At 53.9% G+C, this 16,275-nt stretch carries 9 protein-coding genes; 6 read left to right on the forward strand and 3 right to left on the reverse strand.

The window, feature by feature from the left end:
• Positions 1–192: 192 nt before the first annotated feature.
• The 6 genes from putA to adeC all read left to right on the forward strand — a co-directional run bounded on the left by putA (position 193) and on the right by adeC (position 12,076).
• Complete coding sequence (gene putA / locus KVG88_RS13795) at positions 193–4,146, forward strand: trifunctional transcriptional regulator/proline dehydrogenase/L-glutamate gamma-semialdehyde dehydrogenase (RefSeq protein WP_217871840.1); 3,954 nt, start codon at positions 193–195, stop codon at positions 4,144–4,146.
• Between the two features lie 84 nt (positions 4,147–4,230).
• Complete coding sequence (locus KVG88_RS13800; RefSeq protein ID WP_225933982.1) at positions 4,231–4,521, forward strand: hypothetical protein; 291 nt, start codon at positions 4,231–4,233, stop codon at positions 4,519–4,521.
• Positions 4,522–5,045: 524 nt separating this feature from the next.
• The gene (locus tag KVG88_RS13805) at positions 5,046–5,912 is read left to right on the forward strand and encodes an NAD(P)-dependent oxidoreductase (RefSeq protein WP_217871754.1); all 867 of its coding nucleotides are present in this window, start codon (positions 5,046–5,048) and stop codon (positions 5,910–5,912) included.
• Positions 5,913–6,347: 435 nt separating this feature from the next.
• On the forward strand, positions 6,348–7,496 hold the full coding sequence (locus tag KVG88_RS13810; protein ID WP_217871841.1) for an efflux RND transporter periplasmic adaptor subunit: 1,149 nt from the start codon (positions 6,348–6,350) through the stop codon (positions 7,494–7,496).
• Between the two features lie 3 nt (positions 7,497–7,499).
• A complete protein-coding gene (locus KVG88_RS13815) occupies positions 7,500–10,655 on the forward strand; it encodes an efflux RND transporter permease subunit (RefSeq protein WP_217871755.1) in 3,156 nt (1,051 codons plus the stop codon).
• On the forward strand, positions 10,652–12,076 hold the full coding sequence (gene adeC / locus KVG88_RS13820; protein WP_217871756.1) for an AdeC/AdeK/OprM family multidrug efflux complex outer membrane factor: 1,425 nt from the start codon (positions 10,652–10,654) through the stop codon (positions 12,074–12,076). The genes KVG88_RS13815 and adeC overlap by 4 nt, the downstream gene beginning before the upstream one ends.
• A 117-nt stretch (positions 12,077–12,193) precedes the next feature.
• Here adeC and KVG88_RS13825 read toward each other — a convergent pair whose 3' ends face one another.
• The 3 genes from KVG88_RS13825 to KVG88_RS13835 form a co-directional block, all read right to left on the reverse strand.
• On the reverse strand, positions 12,194–12,589 hold the full coding sequence (locus tag KVG88_RS13825; protein ID WP_217871757.1) for a PA0061/PA0062 family lipoprotein: 396 nt from the start codon (positions 12,587–12,589) through the stop codon (positions 12,194–12,196).
• Positions 12,590–13,523: 934 nt separating this feature from the next.
• Entirely contained in the window at positions 13,524–15,038 is a 1,515-nt protein-coding gene (locus KVG88_RS13830) for a cation:proton antiporter (protein ID WP_217871758.1), read from the reverse strand.
• 262 nt (positions 15,039–15,300) lie between these two features.
• Entirely contained in the window at positions 15,301–16,161 is an 861-nt protein-coding gene (locus tag KVG88_RS13835; RefSeq protein ID WP_217871759.1) for a type 1 glutamine amidotransferase domain-containing protein, read from the reverse strand.
• Positions 16,162–16,275: the final 114 nt, after the last annotated feature.

Below are 16,275 nucleotides of genomic sequence, written 5' to 3' on the forward strand. Positions count from 1 at the left end.
TGAGAGCGGCGAACACCGCGTTTACCGGTTGATACGGTAACCGCGGTGGTGGCGCGTAGAGCGTTATTTTACCTGGTTGCAACCGTTGCCTGTGAGCACGCCGAAGTTGCCAGGAGTGTCGCATTTGCGCGTCTTCAACTCGGTCGATGACCGCTCCATTTTCCTTTTAATGGTTTCCTTGGCTGGGCTCTAATAATGGCGACTACCCTCGGTGTGAAACTCGACGACCTGACCCGTGAGCGTCTCAAATCTGCCGCTGCATCGATTGATCGAACCCCGCACTGGTTGATCAAGCAGGCGCTCTTCAATTGCCTGGAAAAGCTGGAAAGCGGCATTACGCTGGATGAGCTGCTGGGCACGCATCTCGGCGATCCGGAAGAACAGGGTGAACTGGTGGTGGAGACGGCCTGTCAGCCTTTTCTGGATCTGGCGGAAAACATCCATCCGCAGTCAGTGCTCAGAGCGGCGATCACTTCAGCCTATCGGCGACCTGAAGAAGAGATGGTGCCGATGCTGCTTGAACAAGCACGACTGCCTGCAGAAACGGCTACATCGACCATCAAACTAGCCGCTGGTATTGCCGAAAAGCTGCGCAATCAAAAGAACGCCAGCGGGCGGGCGGGACTCGTGCAAGGTTTGCTTCAAGAGTTTTCGCTGTCATCGCAGGAAGGCGTCGCCCTCATGTGCCTTGCCGAAGCGCTGTTGCGCATTCCGGACAAGGGCACGCGGGATGCGTTGATCCGCGACAAAGTCAGCAATGGCAACTGGCAGACGCATATCGGTAAAAGCGGCTCGCTGTTCGTGAACGCGGCGACGTGGGGGCTTTTGTTGACCGGGAAACTGGTCTCTACGCATAGCGAAACCGGCATGACTTCAACGCTCACGCGCATTATCGGCAAAGGTGGGGAGCCGTTGATTCGCAAAGGCGTGGACATGGCGATGCGGGTCATGGGCGAGCAGTTTGTCACCGGCGAAACCATCGCCCAGGCGTTGGCCAATGCCACACGATTCGAGTCCAAAGGTTTTCGCTATTCCTACGACATGCTGGGCGAAGCCGCCCTGACCGAGCATGACGCACAAAAGTACCTGGCGTCCTACACCCAAGCCATCCATGCCATCGGCAAGGCTTCTCATGGGCGGGGAATCTACGAAGGGCCAGGCATCTCCATCAAGCTCTCAGCACTGCATCCGCGCTACAGCCGCGCGCAATACGATCGTGTTATGGCCGAGCTTTATCCGCGCCTGCTTTCGTTGACGCTGTTGGCTAAGCGTTACGACATCGGTTTGAACATCGACGCCGAAGAGGCCGATCGCCTGGAGCTGTCGCTGGACTTGCTTGAGCGGCTTTGCTTCGAACCGGAATTGGCAGGTTGGAACGGCATCGGTTTTGTCATTCAGGCGTATCAGAAACGCTGTCCCTATGTGATCGACTGTGTGATCGATCTGGCACGCCGAAGCCGCCATCGTCTGATGATCCGTCTGGTGAAAGGCGCGTACTGGGACAGTGAAATCAAGCGTGCTCAAGTCGAGGGACTTGAAGGGTATCCCGTCTATACACGCAAGGTGTATACCGACGTTTCCTACATCGCGTGTGCACGTAAACTACTGGCGGTCCCTGAAGTCATTTATCCGCAATTTGCGACGCATAATGCCCATACGCTTTCAGCGATTTATCACATTGCGGGCCAAAACTATTACCCGGGGCAGTACGAGTTCCAATGCCTTCACGGCATGGGCGAACCTCTCTATGAGCAGGTCGTCGGCAAAATTTCCGAAGGCAAACTGAACCGGCCGTGTCGCGTCTATGCCCCAGTAGGCACGCACGAAACGCTTTTGGCGTATTTGGTTCGTCGCCTACTCGAAAATGGAGCGAACACTTCATTCGTCAATCGTATTGCTGACCATTCGATCACCATCCAGGAATTGATAGCAGATCCAGTGCTGACGGTAGATGCGATGGCTTTTGAGGACGGAGCTTACGGCTTGCCTCATCCAAAAATTTCGTTGCCACGGGATTTGTATGGTGCTGACCGAGCCAACTCCGCCGGGATCGACTTGGCGAATGAACATCGCCTGGCCTCACTTTCCTGTGCGTTGCTCGCCACCGCGAACACTGAGTGGAAAGCCGGGCCGATGTTGGGCGGAGTTGCCCACTCCGGTGAGGCAAAGCCGGTCTGCAATCCCTCAGACTTGCGTGATGTAGTCGGTCACGTTCAGCCGGCTGATCTTGAGGATGTCGAGCAGGCTCTTGGATATGCCATCAGCGCCGCCCCCATCTGGCAGGCAACGCCTGTCAGTGAGCGGGCCCGAATACTGGAGCGGGCAGCAGATCTGATGGAGGCTGACATTCAACCGCTCATGGGGCTGTTGGTGCGAGAGGCCGGTAAAACCTTCGCAAATGCCATTGCCGAGGTGCGTGAAGCGGTCGACTTTCTTCGGTATTACGCCGCGCAAGCGCGCAAGGACTTTACCAACGATGCCCATCGGCCATTGGGTCCGGTAGTCTGCATCAGCCCCTGGAACTTCCCGCTGGCAATTTTTACCGGACAGGTTGCTGCCGCATTGGCGGCCGGCAATCCGGTGCTGGCCAAGCCGGCAGAGCAAACCTCATTGATCGCCGCACAAGCTGTGCGCATTTTGCTCGAAGCCGGTATTCCAAGTGGAGTACTGCAACTTTTGCCAGGCCGTGGCAGCGTGATTGGCTCCGCGCTGATCAGTGATGACCGGGTCAAGGGGGTCATGTTTACCGGGTCGACGGAGGTCGCCCGTCTATTACAAAAAAATATCGCCGGGCGCCTCGATGCCCTAGGTCGTCCGGTTCCGTTGATTGCGGAAACGGGTGGACAGAACGCAATGATCGTCGATTCATCCGCGCTGACCGAACAAGTTGTCATTGACGTTGTGGCCTCTGCGTTCGACAGCGCTGGCCAGCGATGCTCCGCTTTGAGGGTGTTGTGCCTTCAGGACGACTCGGCGGATCGAGTGATCGAGATGTTGAAGGGGGCGATGGCTGAATGCAGGCAAGGCAACCCGGACCGACTATGTGTGGATATCGGGCCGGTCATCGATGCAGAGGCGAAAGCCGGCATCGACAAACACATTGAAAGCATGCGCGCCAAAGGTCGCTCGGTTTTCCAGACCTCAATCATGTCAGGTGAGGATGTGAGGCGAGGTACGTTTGTACAGCCCACACTGATCGAATTGGAAAGTATCGACGAACTCGAGCGGGAAATCTTCGGTCCTGTACTCCACGTCGTCCGTTACAGCCGCAAGAATCTCGATCAACTCATCCACCACATCAACGGTTCAGGGTACGGGCTGACGCTGGGTGTGCACACTCGTATCGACGAGACCATTGCCAAAGTCATTGGCAATGTTCATGCAGGCAACGTCTACGTGAACCGGAACATCGTCGGGGCGGTTGTGGGTGTGCAGCCATTCGGAGGGGAGGGGTTATCGGGTACCGGCCCGAAAGCCGGCGGGCCGCTGTACATGTACCGCCTTCTGTCGACAAGACCGGAGCAGGCCTTGTCAAAGGCATTTGTCGAGTTTGACGGTCAAAGCATTCCAGAAAAGAGTGCTCGGGAAAGTTTACTTTTACCGTTGAAGTCCTTGGCCGATTGGGCAAATGCCAATCAAAAAAGCATGCTGTACGCGCTGTGCAATGCATTCGAAACCGAATCTCAAAGCGGCACGACACGCTTGCTGACTGGACCTACGGGAGAGCGAAATACATACACGATACTGCCCCGGGCTCGGGTGCTTTGCATCGGCGATACAGAGGCGGATCTATTGACGCAACTGGCGGCAGTGCTTGCTGTAGGCAGTCAAGTCCTTTGGGTCGAAAGTCCGCGAACCAAGGCGCTGTTCAATAAGCTTCCCGAGGCCGTGCAGCGCACTATTTGCATCGCCGCTGACTGGAACAGCGGGACTGCTGAGTTCGACGCGGTTCTTCATCATGGGCATTCGGATCAATTGCGGCATTTGTGCCAACTGATCGCCTCTAGGTCAGGGGCAATTATCAGTGTTCATGGCTTGTCTCCCGGTGAATCTGACATTCCACTGGAAAGATTGGTTATCGAACGGGCAGTGAGCGTCAATACCGCAGCAGCGGGTGGTAACGCAAGTCTGATGACCATCGGTTAAGCGAAAAGAAGAAGGCCGACAAGGAGTGTTGGCCTTTTGACGTGCAATTGCCGCAATCAATGATCTACATGTGTAGGAGCAGTGATGTTCAGACCCGTTCTGGCTTTGATGAACCGTGCACGATACGCCCAAAAGTTTTCGCTGATTTTCACGGTGTTCATGCTTCCTTTTTGTTGGCTCTCCTTCGACAAGCTGGCCAGCATTTATCAGGAGCACCAGTCTGCTCAACTCGAACTGCAAGGCCTTGAAGCCGTCGGAAAAAGTTTATCCGAATACAAAAAAGCAGTGGAAGTCGCAGGTCTTGAAGTCGTCGCAAACGCGCGTAACAAACCTGACATCGCCAAGTTAATCAGCAAGCAGGCTGATTTGTGTTAGCGCTGACGCCAAATTGACCCAGTTGCCGAGATGTCACTCACCCAGTCTGATTCCTTGCGAACCATTGCTTGTGCTGGGTTTGTGCCGATCCGGAAGTGGATCAGGCTTGAGTCGGCACGTGGGTCAGTTTTCAATCAGCGCCAACACAAAAAGGAATTCGAGGATCTGACCGCTACGCTCACGATAACAGCAACTGCTAGTCTTCCCAACTTCAGCGGCAGGAAGGGTCATGTTTCAATCTTGCCTTACAAAGAACAAGTATTGTTCGCTAAAGATAGTTTATCTTCGCTGAGAATATAAATATATTTTAAGCGAGCGCATTCGCGCTTGCCAGTTACCTTTCTAGCGGAGGGTGGGTCATGACTTTCATGCTTTCGCGAGCCTTTACTAATTTGTTATTAGGTTACGCAAAAAACTCGCCAGCCGTGAAGCTCTATTCAGAGGATGATTGGGCTAACAGGTTCTTCTCTCGAATTTTAATCCTATGTTGCAAGTGAGTGGAACCTAGGAATGGAGAAAAAGTAATGACAACGATCGCTATATTGGGTCTTGGGGCAATGGGATCACGCATGGCGTTTAATCTCTTGCGAGCAGGACATTCCGTGATTGTTTGGAATCGTACCCCAAGGGGGTTGGACGAACTTATTGCTGCGGGTGCTTCGGTCGCTCCGACTCCGAAAGAGGCGGCGAATGGGGCGGATTTCGTATTGAGTATGGTTAGAGACGACGCGGCGTCGCGTGAGGTATGGCTGAACTCTGAGCATGGAGCTCTTTGCGGAATGAGACCTTCAAGCATTGCTATCGAATGCTCCACGGTGTCGTATGAGTGGATTTTGAGACTTGGCCAGTTGGCGAATGAGCAAGGTTTTACCGTGATTGATGCTCCAGTTTCAGGTTCACGGCCACAGGCCGAAGCCGGAGAACTCGTGTTCTTGGTTGGTGGAGAGGCTGAAGCTGTTGAGTCCTCACGAGCGGTTCTGATGGCTATGGGATCCTCGCTGCATCATATAGGCTCACTTGGTGCGGGAGCGTTAGTCAAACTGGCTACTAACGCGTTGCTGGGTGTTCAGGTAACGACGCTTGCCGAGCTCGTTGGAATACTCAGTTCAAATGGTGTGAATCTGGCTAAGGCGTTTGAGGCTCTAGCTGCGACTCCGGTTTTTAGCGTAGCCGCTCAACGCAGTGCTACCTCAATGGTTGCGGGTAATTTTGCACCTCAGTTCCCGGTTTCCCTGATTGAAAAAGATTTTTCTTACGCTATGAATTTGGCTGGTGATCCAGTTGTTGCACCTACCATCGAAGCTGCGCGTCGAGTGTTCAGTGCAGCAAACGACCAGGGTCTTGGTGAACTCAATATGACCAGCGTCGTAAAGCTTTTTGCTAAGGATTAAAATACTCAAACAGAGAATTTTGGGGTCTGTCAGTTTGGCTGGAACCTATATAAAGTTCAGGTTGTTATAGGTGAAAATCGATCTAGTAAAATTATTTGATGCCACTTCTAGAAGATCTTTGATATAGAGTACTGTGACAACTCTGAAAAACCCTGAAACCATTTTATTGCTGAATATTCCTCATTGGTGATTTGAGTGAAGTTGGGCTAATCCCCGGCCTTCTCGATTGTTAGCATACCTGCATGACAATTCAATGCGCAGCGCATTGGATTGTCGGACTGACTAACCCGATCTATAAGCTTATGTTCGCACCGCGTCCCTGCGCGTCCCTTGCCGAACTATTTTCCCCATTCCCGTCAGCACGGGTTTTCAGCCTGTGATACGGCAGTTTGCAAACTCATGCGCGCATTTCTCAGCGCTGTGTTCGAGGACTTTATGCCATTCAAGCCCATCTTTCCCGCTTTGGTAGCCGCCATTGCTTTCGCCACAATGCTCAGTGGGTGCAACCAGGAGCAGGCTGCTTCTACCCCGGCGCAAGCCCCCCAAGTTAGCGTCGTGACCCTCAAACCTCAGGCTGTGACCTTGTCCAACGATCTGCCCGGGCGTACCAGTGCTTACCGTCTTGCCGAGGTTCGGCCGCAGGTAGATGGCATCGTCCTGAAACGCTTGTTCAAGGAAGGCGCAGATATCAAAGCTGGTCAGCAGCTCTATCAGATCGATCCATCAACCTACGAGGTGACACTCGCCATTGCGCAAGCCAGTTTGGAACAATCTCGCTCGCTGACCACCCGGTATCGGCAACTGATAGATGAGGAGGCGGTGAGCAAGCAGGAGTATGACACCGCTCGATCTCAGCAAATGCGGGCGGAGGCACAAGTCAAGGGCGCCCAGATCAATCTGAGATATACCAAAATGTTCGCGCCCATCAGTGGACGAATTGGACGTTCTGCTGTGACCGAAGGTGCGCTTGTTTCTAATGGCCAGGCAACCCCACTTGCGATTATCCAGCAGCTCGATCCCATATATGTCGATGTCACTCAGCCTTATGGCGAAGTGCTCAAGCTGCGTCGGGCTCTTGAAGGCGGGCAGTTGCAGAAGTCTGCTGACAAGGCTGCGAGAGTTAACCTGACACTGGAGGACGGTAGCCAGTATCCGCTGCAGGGGTCGCTGGAGTTTTCAGAAGTTTCGGTAGACGAAGCAACCGGCTCGGTCACCCTGCGCGCCGTATTTCCCAACCCAGATCACGTGCTGCTGCCCGGGGTTTTTGTACATGCGCGATTGCAGGAGGGTGTTGCCGAGCAGGCCATTCTTGCACCCCAGATTGGCGTGACCCGGGACCTAAAAGGCACCCCCACCGCTCTGGTCGTTACCGCTGATAACAAAGTCGAGCAACGTCAGCTCAAAGTTGGCCGCACCGTCGGTGCGAATGTACTGGTGGAAAGCGGCTTGAGCGCCGGAGACAAAATCATCATCGAAGGGCTTCAGTTCATTAAGCCAGGGAACACTGTGGTCGCTCAGGAAGCAATGACTGATGAGGCGAGTAGCGCCCCTGTAGCGGCAAACACCAGCGCTAAGTCGGAGTAGATCATGTCGAAGTATTTTATTGATAGACCGATCTTCGCGTGGGTGCTTGCACTGATCATCATGCTCATTGGGGCATTGTCGATCTTCAATTTGCCGATCAATCAATACCCTAACATAGCACCACCCGCTGTCGCGATTCAGGTCTCTTATCCCGGTGCTTCCGCGCAGACAGTGCAAGATACGGTAGTGCAAGTGATCGAGCAGCAGATGAACGGCATCGATAATTTGCGCTATATCTCTTCGGAGAGTAACGCCGATGGCAGCATGCGAATCATTGTTACCTTCAACCAAGGCACCAACCCTGATATTGCCCAGGTTCAGGTGCAGAACAAGCTGAACCTTGCCACGCCGCTGTTGCCGCGGGAAGTGCAGCAGCAAGGGCTGCGCGTCACAAAATTCCAACAGAATTTCATGATGTTCATCGGTCTGGTTTCAACTGATGGAAAACACACCAAGGAGGACCTATCCAACTACATAGTCTCAAACATTCAGGACCCGATTTCGAGGACTTCAGGTGTCGGTGACTTTCAGATTTGGGGCACGCAATACGCAATGCGAGTATGGCTGGATCCGGCCAAACTGAACCAGTTCCAGTTGACGCCAGTCGACGTGACCGAGGCGATTGAGGAGCAGAACATACAGGTGGCTTCGGGCACGATTGGTGGCCTTCCGGCGCGCAAAGGTACAGTGTTTACTGCAACTATCATCGGTAAGACGCGATTGCAGACCTCCGAGCAATTTGGTGACATTCTGCTTAAGGTCAATAGCGATGGCTCTCAGGTGCGCCTGAGTGATGTGGCTGATATAAGCTTGGGCGGCGAAAACTACAGCATCAATGCCCAAGCCAATGGCAAGCCTGCTTCGGGTATCGCCATTCGCTTGGCCACAGGCGCCAACGCCCTTGATACCGCCAAGGCGATTCGCGCCACGGTGGACCGTTTGAAACCCTTCTTCCCGGCTGGGGTTGAAGCGGTGTACCCATATGACACGACGCCGGTGGTCACCGAATCCATCAGTGGGGTGTTGCATACCCTGGGCGAGGCGGTGGTCCTGGTCTTTCTGGTCATGCTGCTGTTTTTGCAAAATCTGCGCGCCACCATCATTACGACTTTGACAGTGCCCGTTGTGTTGTTAGGTACCTTCGGCGTCCTTGCAGCGGCCGGCTTCTCTATCAATACCTTGACCATGTTCGGCATGATTCTGGCCATTGGGCTACTCGTCGACGATGCGATTGTGGTGGTTGAAAACGTCGAACGGGTGATGGCGGAGGAACACCTGTCACCCAGGGAGGCAACGCGCAAATCGATGGGGCAGATCCAGGGAGCACTGGTAGGTATTGCCTTGGTGCTCTCGGCGGTGCTGTTGCCTATGGCTTTCTTTGGTGGTTCCACCGGCGTGATCTATCGGCAGTTCTCGATCACTATCGTATCGGCCATGGCGCTATCGGTATTTGTTGCCTTGGTATTCACCCCGGCGCTTTGCGCCACGCTACTCAAGCCAATCGATCCGACAAAACACGGCCAGCCCAAACGCGGTTTTTTTGGCTGGTTCAACAGAAGGTTCGATGCCTGCATCAACGGATATGAATACCGCGTGGGCCAGATCATTCGGCATAAGGTGCCGGGCTTCGTGGTTTACCTGGTAATTGTCGCCGGCATGATTTGGATGTTCGCCCGGATACCGACCTCGTTCCTGCCCGATGAAGATCAAGGTTTGATTTTTACGCAGGTGCAGACGCCGGCCAACAGCTCGGCCGAGAGCACTCAAAAAGCGCTTGATCGCATGACTCAATACTTGCTGGACAAAGAGCAAGGGGAAGGTAAAGCCGTTGCTACAGTTTTCACCGTTACCGGTTTCAACTTTGCGGGCCGCGGGCAGAATTCAGGGATCGCTTTCGTCAACTTGAAGCCATGGGATGAGCGAGACAGTGACAATACGGTGTTCAAAATTGCACAGCGTGCCCAGCAAGAGTTCCTGAAGTACCGCGACGCCATGGTGTACGCAGTGGTTCCTCCGTCGGTACTGGAATTGGGTAATGCCACCGGCTTCGACTTCTATCTGCAGGACCAGGATAGCGTGGGCCATCAAAAGCTCATGGAGGCACGTGGCAAGTTTCTTGAGCTGGCCGCCCAGAGCCCGGTCCTCGCCGGTGTTCGCCCAAATGGCTTGGCCGACGAGCCGCAGTATCACCTAACCATCGACGACGAGCGCGCGCGAGCGATGGGCATTTCTCTGACCGATATCAACACCACGTTGTCGGTGGCATACGGCAGTAGCTATGTGAACGATTTCGTTGACCGCGGCCGGGTTAAACGGGTTTACGTACAGGGGCAGCCTGACTCGCGCAGTACCGCAGAGGACTTGAGTAAATGGTACGTGCGTAACAGCCAGGGTCAGATGGTCCCGTTCTCGGCGTTTGCGAGTGCCGAGTGGGTCTTTGGCTCGCCAAAACTGTCGCGCTACAACGGCGTTCCTGCCGAGCAAATTCTCGGCACTCCCGCCCCGGGTTACAGCTCTGGCCAGGCGATGGCCGAAGTCGAGCGAATCGCAGCCCAACTGCCACCCGGTGTAGGCATTTCTTTCACCGGGTTATCGTATGAGGAACGACTTTCTGGTTCGCAGGCACCGGCCTTGTACGCATTGTCAATTCTGGTGGTGTTTCTATGCCTGGCGGCACTGTATGAAAGCTGGTCAATCCCGATCGCTGTCATTTTGGTTGTGCCGCTGGGGGTTATTGGCGCGTTGATGGCCACTGCCTTGCGGGGATTGTCCAACGACGTGTTCTTCCAAGTGGGGCTGTTAGTGACGGTGGGGTTGGCGGCGAAGAACGCGATCCTAATCGTCGAGTTTGCCAAGGAGCTAAACGAGAAGGGTAAGCCTTTGCTTGAAGCAACTGTTGAGGCTTGCCGCATGCGTCTGCGTCCGATCGTGATGACATCCTTGGCATTTATCCTCGGCGTGCTGCCTCTGACCATCTCCAGCGGCGCGGGCTCAGGCAGTCAGCACGCCATCGGTACTGGCGTGATCGGCGGCATGATTACGGCCACCGTTCTGGCGATTTTTTGGGTCCCGCTATTCTTCGTTTCGGTTTCATCCCTGTTTAAAGGCAGTCGTAAGCAGCAGGACGAATCGACTTCACCTGATGAGGCAGGCCAATGACCAAGCCCCTTATGAGTCTGGCGATCACTGCAGCATTTGTCAGTGGTTGCTCGCTAATTCCTGAGTACAATCGGCCACAGGCACCGGTGGCGGCGCAATACCCGCAAGGCTCTGCCTATCAGGCGGCCAACGCTGCCGACCAAGCCGCCGCCGAGCAAGGCTGGCGCGAGTTCTTTCACGATCCGGCATTGCAACAGTTGATCCAGACAGCCTTGATCAACAATCGCGATCTGCGGGTTGCAGCCCTCAACGTTGGGGCTTATCAGTCGCAATACCGTATCCAGAGGGCAGACTTGTTTCCGGCGGTTGGCGCCAATGCCAACGGAACACGTCAGCGACTGCTAAGCGATTTGTCGCAGTCTGGCCAAACCGGTATTTCTAGCCAATATGGCGTTAACCTGGGCGCCAGCTCTTACGAGTTGGATCTGTTTGGACGCATCCAAAGTCTTAGCCAGCAGGCCTTGGAAACTTACCTGTCCACTGCTGAGGCCCGTCGCTCTACACAGATCAGTCTGGTGTCTAGCGTAGCCACTGCCTACCTCACCTGGCAGGCTGACCGCGAACTGCTCAAGCTTACCGAGAACACCCTCGTCGCCTATGAGGAAAGCCTGCGTCTGACCACCCGTAGTAACCAAGTGGGTGTGGCTTCGGCGCTTGATCTCTCGCAGTCGCGTACCTCCGTGGAAGGTGCGCGGGCGAGCCTAGCAACCTACCAGCGGCGAGTCGCGGAAGATCAAAATGCGCTAGCCCTTCTCCTTGGTACAGGCCTGCCTGTCGATTTGCCAGCGCCACAGTCACTGGCCAGCGACCTGCTCGCCAAAGTGCCGGCGGGTCTGCCGAGTGATTTGCTCACGCGTCGCCCGGATATCCTTGCCGCCGAGCATTCGCTTATGGCCGCCAACGCCAACATCGGCGCCGCGCGTGCAGCGTTTTTCCCGACCATCAGTCTCACGGCCAACGCGGGCACCTCCAGCACGAACCTGGATGGGTTATTCAAGAGTGGTTCTGGTAGCTGGGTGTTCAGCCCTAATATTAGCCTGCCAATTTTCAACGCTGGCGCTTTACGCGCCAGCCTGGATTACTCGAAGATCCAGAAAGACATCGGCGTGGCCAACTACGAGAAAGCTATCCAGACTGCTTTCCAGGAAGTCTCCGATGGATTGACCGCACGTAAAACTTACGTCGATCAATTGCAGGCACAGAATGATCTCGTCAACGCCAGCCAAGATTACTATCGGCTTGCCGAGCGTCGCTATCGAATTGGCGTGGACAGCAACCTGACCTTTCTGGATGCGCAACGCTCGTTATTCAGCAACCAACAAAGGCTGATCAACGATCGCCTTGCACAGTTACAATCGGAAGTGAATTTGTATCGTGCACTCGGTGGCGGATGGAGCGAGCGAGCTGTGAAAGCACTCTGAGGTCGATGACTAAACAAAAACGCCCGACGATAGGTCGGGCGTTTTTGTTATAGCGGCTAGTGAGGTTGTAATAAATAATTTATTTTGATGCGCCTCGCGGTCAGTCGCTTTGCGGGATTACAAACAGGGAATTTTGTCAGTTTGAGCCAAGGTGTTACCTTTGCTGTCCATAAGTTGAATCTTTACCTCTCTTCCCGCACTGCTTTGCATCAAGGTGTAATGTTCATTCGGTACAAAATTGTCATAAGAAATGGTGGCAACACAGCGGTTTTGGCTTTCCTGGTAGCCCTTCGTCACAACCCCAAGCTCCATCGTATGCGCCCCTGGCGATACTTTGAAATAGGTTAGGTTCTCGGCGCGCTGCATATCCAGGCGTCTGGCCAGCATTTCATCGGTGACCTGCTCGTGAAGTCTGACAATGGATTCGCCATCTTCAAGCACCGGAGGCGCAGTCCCACAGCCAGCCAGTCCGGTAATTAATATGATTGTAGCGGTAATTTTTGCAAGGTTCATTGGAGGTCCTAAAATAGCTATAAATTTGTTCTGAGCTGTTAAGTAAGGAAAGTGTTAAGCAAGATGTTAAAGCCTAATAGGGTATTTGCTTAGGGGGCGTTATTGTTTCTATGGACGACGCGAGATGGTCTAGAAGGGCATGAATAAATGCCTACTCGATATCTTGGGTGATTTTGTTGTCGGTATGGAGGAATATTTTACAGAGCAATCTTCAATCTTTTAATGATTAGCCTGTAAGTTATTGATGCAGTGTTGAGTTTTATTCAGCAATGGTGGGGTATTCTCCGCAATGCTCAAGCCTGATCCTTAAATTTGTCCATATAGCCAGTGCAACATTGGGATTGCTCCGTCACTTCACGGCTTCTCTTTATTATCATTTTGGTGTGCCAAGGGGTAATGTTGACCACCTCTAAGTCTCGACCAGCCCAAGGTCCCGTGCCTTGTGCCCCAATTCGGCGGTATTGATGGGCGCGATGTTGCAATCCTCGCAGTAAACGCTGTCGCGTCCCGGTCAGATGCTCCTTACTCGGATCAAGACCTTTGAAAATCAAAGGGATCGCCTTCTCTTATTCCAAGCCAAACCTCCAAGTGATGTAGCAAAACCTTCAAAGCTTCCTCATTTTTAGGAAAATTTGCGAAATTCATTGCGTCACACCGTGCCTTGGCCACGTCGATGCCGATGAAGTCTTGAACCCTTTCTCTGCTGAATGTGTGGTGAGGTAGGGAAACCCTGTCACCCCATGACTGAGTTGTGCCTGTGCTCATCAAGCGGCTCGCCATGTTGGCGAAACCTTCATCGGTTTGTATTGCCCCCATCACCCACCTGCGTGTTTGGGTATGGCTGCGACTACGCCTGGTACTTAAGTACGGCGTTTCGAATCTTGCTTAGACGAGCAGGAACGTAACGCTCTGAATAATCGGGTGGTTTTGAACCCTACACTTTCCTGAGTACATCGCGCATGTCCAAGGCCTGTTCTACTTCTCGCAGTACCTCATCACTGATGGTCCCTTGATGACGCAGTTCAATGATGGCCTTGCGTTCAACATCAATGAGGTGGCCCTCGATCCTCGAAATCCTCTCTTCACCGGCAATCTGCTCATATCTGATTCGATAGGCTTGTTGAAGATAGGCACGATGCTCGGCATCAATAGCTTGAAGCGCTCCAATTTCCTCCAGCTTACTCAGGGCGGCGTCAGTGGCAGTGCGATGGGCTTGGGTAATCTCATGTTTTGTGAAGGTATCGCGTTCAACGGGAAGGTTTTTGATAAGCCATGGCATGCTGATGCCCTGAACCACTAGGGTCACCAGAATCACTGAAAACGTGACGATCAGGGCGATATCCCGAAACGGGAAATCCTCCGGAAGCGCCAACACCATCACCAGAGACAAACCGCCGCGCATGCCGGACCAGCCAGCCACCAGACTGTCAGCCCAAGGCCAGCGCGCGCCGTCCATGCGCATGCGACGCGCAATATGGGGGATGCCCAGACCGATGCCCATGCAGAACAGGACACGAGTCACCATCACAGCCGCAATAGCACCTGCACAGGCATAAGCAATACCCGGTAGCGCTGATATTTTTTCCAGTACTTGTGGCAGTTGCAACCCAACAAGAACGAACAGCACGGCGGACAGTAAAAAGATCCAGGTGTTCCAAAACCCATAACCGCCTAATCGGGTTTGTGGGCGGTCAACCATTGCAGAACGTGAACCGACTACTCGGCCGGCTACGCCCGCCGCGAGAATAGCTGATACATGCAGTGCTTCGGCTGGCAAGAAAGCAAGGTAGGCACCGGCTAAAGTGATGATGGGCGCAACCAGCGGGTCAGCAACCCGGGCGTTGATCCACGATACCAATCGACCCACGGCGAAGCCAATCATCACGCCTCCGGCTGCGGTGAGCATAAAGTTTCCCACTGCGCTGAAGGTCGAGAATGAACCGTGGAGCACTGCATCAATTGCGGTCAGATAAAGAACCAGCGCCGTGAAGTCGTTGATCAGGTTTTCACCGTCGAGCAATCCCACCAGACGCGGGGAGACATTCAATTGGCGGGCTACAGTTAGAAAAGCTACGGGGTCGGTGGGGGCGACAATAGCGCCAATAACTATCGCTACCGCCCAGGGTAGCCCGGTGATGCAATGTAATACAGCGGCGACGGCGAACGCGGTGATAGCCACCAGAACCACAGACGTCAGGCTGATGGCCGCAGCGTTGGCTTTGATTTCTCTAGGGGTCACGATAAAGGCATGCCAGAACAGCATAGGGGGCAAAACCGCCAGCAGCAGAATATCCGGATCAACTTGAATCGCCGGTAAGCCAGGCAGTAGCGCCAGGCCGACACCGGCAACCGTCAAGAGAATTGGCTCGGCAATTTTGAGGCGTCTGGACAGCAGAGTAACCAGGGCAACTACAGCGATGACAAGGCTGGCAATCCATTCCGTACTCATTATTATCCCTCGAGATTCAGTGTTATTTTTGGACGAAAAGCCGGGAGATGCTGCGCTTGTCTGCCAACGCGCCCTTAGAGTCGTAAGCTTTTTAGGGGTAAATGAATGCTTGACCGCGTAGCCCTAGTCCTCGCACTTCATTTGTTCCTCCATTCATAAATGGAAGCGCTTCAGACCACCGCCTATACGTTGCGCTAGCGGCGATCTGAAGCGAGGCCCTATTGCAATGCACTGCCCGTGCAAAGCAGTGATTTTGAATCGATCAGCCTTTCGCTTGGCTTTGGGTCTTGAGGCGTTCGAGTATCACTTTACCCAGGTCTAGCGCTGAACCAGGGTTTTGACCTGTCACCAGTTCACGGTCGATGACGACATGACTGGTCCACGGTGAAGTGTTGCTGCTGTATACGCCCCCGGCTTGTTCCAGCGCCGTTTGTGGATAAAATTTCATGGTGCCTCCATTCAACAACCCCTTGGCCAGTTCCTCTTCCTGATTGCTGATGACCGTGAATTTGTAGCCTGCGTAAGTCCAGCCATGCGGTGCGGTTTTTCCGCCGGTTTCGAGTTGCCGAGTGAAGGCGTTCGAGTCGGACAGAGTAGACAGCAGGGCAATCGGCCCATGACAAACGAGGGCGGTTGTCTTGCCATTGTCATGGAAGTTGTTCAGCAGTTTCCCCAAGTTGGCGCTATGCAGAAGATCCTCCATCGGCGCGTGGCCGCCGGGTACGTAGACGGCATCGAAATGCTCGTAGCCGATCTGTTCGACGCGTGACAGGCTGATAACCGGCGACTCGCCTGGCAAGGTGATTTTTAGTCGGTCCAGTAGTGCCTTGTGCTCCTGCAGCGCAGCAATGTCATTGCTGAAATACATTTTATCGGTGGACGACTTATCCAGCGTCGGCGCTTTGCCCGTCGGAGTCGCAAAGGTCACCGAATGCCCGGCATCGAGCAGGAGTTTCACCGGCTGCATCAATTCGTTCAGGTAGAACCCGGTAGCGAAGACCTTCTGGTCCTTGAGATCGAGGTGGTCCGAATCTGAAAGCACAATCAATACATTGCCTGCCTGTACGTTGAAGGCCGAGGCGGAAATGGTGATTGCAAGGGCGAGTTTGGTGATAGGACGCATGGGATTTCCGTATGGAGTGTGTGATCGATAGGCAAGCGCCGGACCGTTGACACAACTTTATTCATACCTGGTCAGGCGATAAACTAGCTCAAGAAGAAATCACATGTTCTTCGG

Origin of the sequence: Pseudomonas azerbaijanoccidentalis (assembly GCF_019145495.1) — a bacterium.
In the GTDB taxonomy this organism is placed as follows: Bacteria; Pseudomonadota; Gammaproteobacteria; order Pseudomonadales; family Pseudomonadaceae; genus Aquipseudomonas; species Aquipseudomonas azerbaijanoccidentalis.

Excerpts from the sequence above, each read along its gene's own strand:
- KVG88_RS13800 (WP_225933982.1), top strand. The coding sequence starts at position 4,231 with ATGTTCAGACCCGTTCTGGCTTTGATGAACCGTGCACGATACGCCCAA.
- KVG88_RS13805 (WP_217871754.1), top strand. The coding sequence starts at position 5,046 with ATGACAACGATCGCTATATTGGGTCTTGGGGCAATGGGATCACGCATG.
- KVG88_RS13810 (WP_217871841.1), top strand. The coding sequence starts at position 6,348 with ATGCCATTCAAGCCCATCTTTCCCGCTTTGGTAGCCGCCATTGCTTTC.
- KVG88_RS13815 (WP_217871755.1), top strand. The coding sequence starts at position 7,500 with ATGTCGAAGTATTTTATTGATAGACCGATCTTCGCGTGGGTGCTTGCA.
- adeC (WP_217871756.1), top strand. The coding sequence starts at position 10,652 with ATGACCAAGCCCCTTATGAGTCTGGCGATCACTGCAGCATTTGTCAGT.
- KVG88_RS13825 (WP_217871757.1), bottom strand. The coding sequence starts at position 12,589 with ATGAACCTTGCAAAAATTACCGCTACAATCATATTAATTACCGGACTG.
- KVG88_RS13830 (WP_217871758.1), bottom strand. The coding sequence starts at position 15,038 with ATGAGTACGGAATGGATTGCCAGCCTTGTCATCGCTGTAGTTGCCCTG.
- KVG88_RS13835 (WP_217871759.1), bottom strand. The coding sequence starts at position 16,161 with ATGCGTCCTATCACCAAACTCGCCCTTGCAATCACCATTTCCGCCTCG.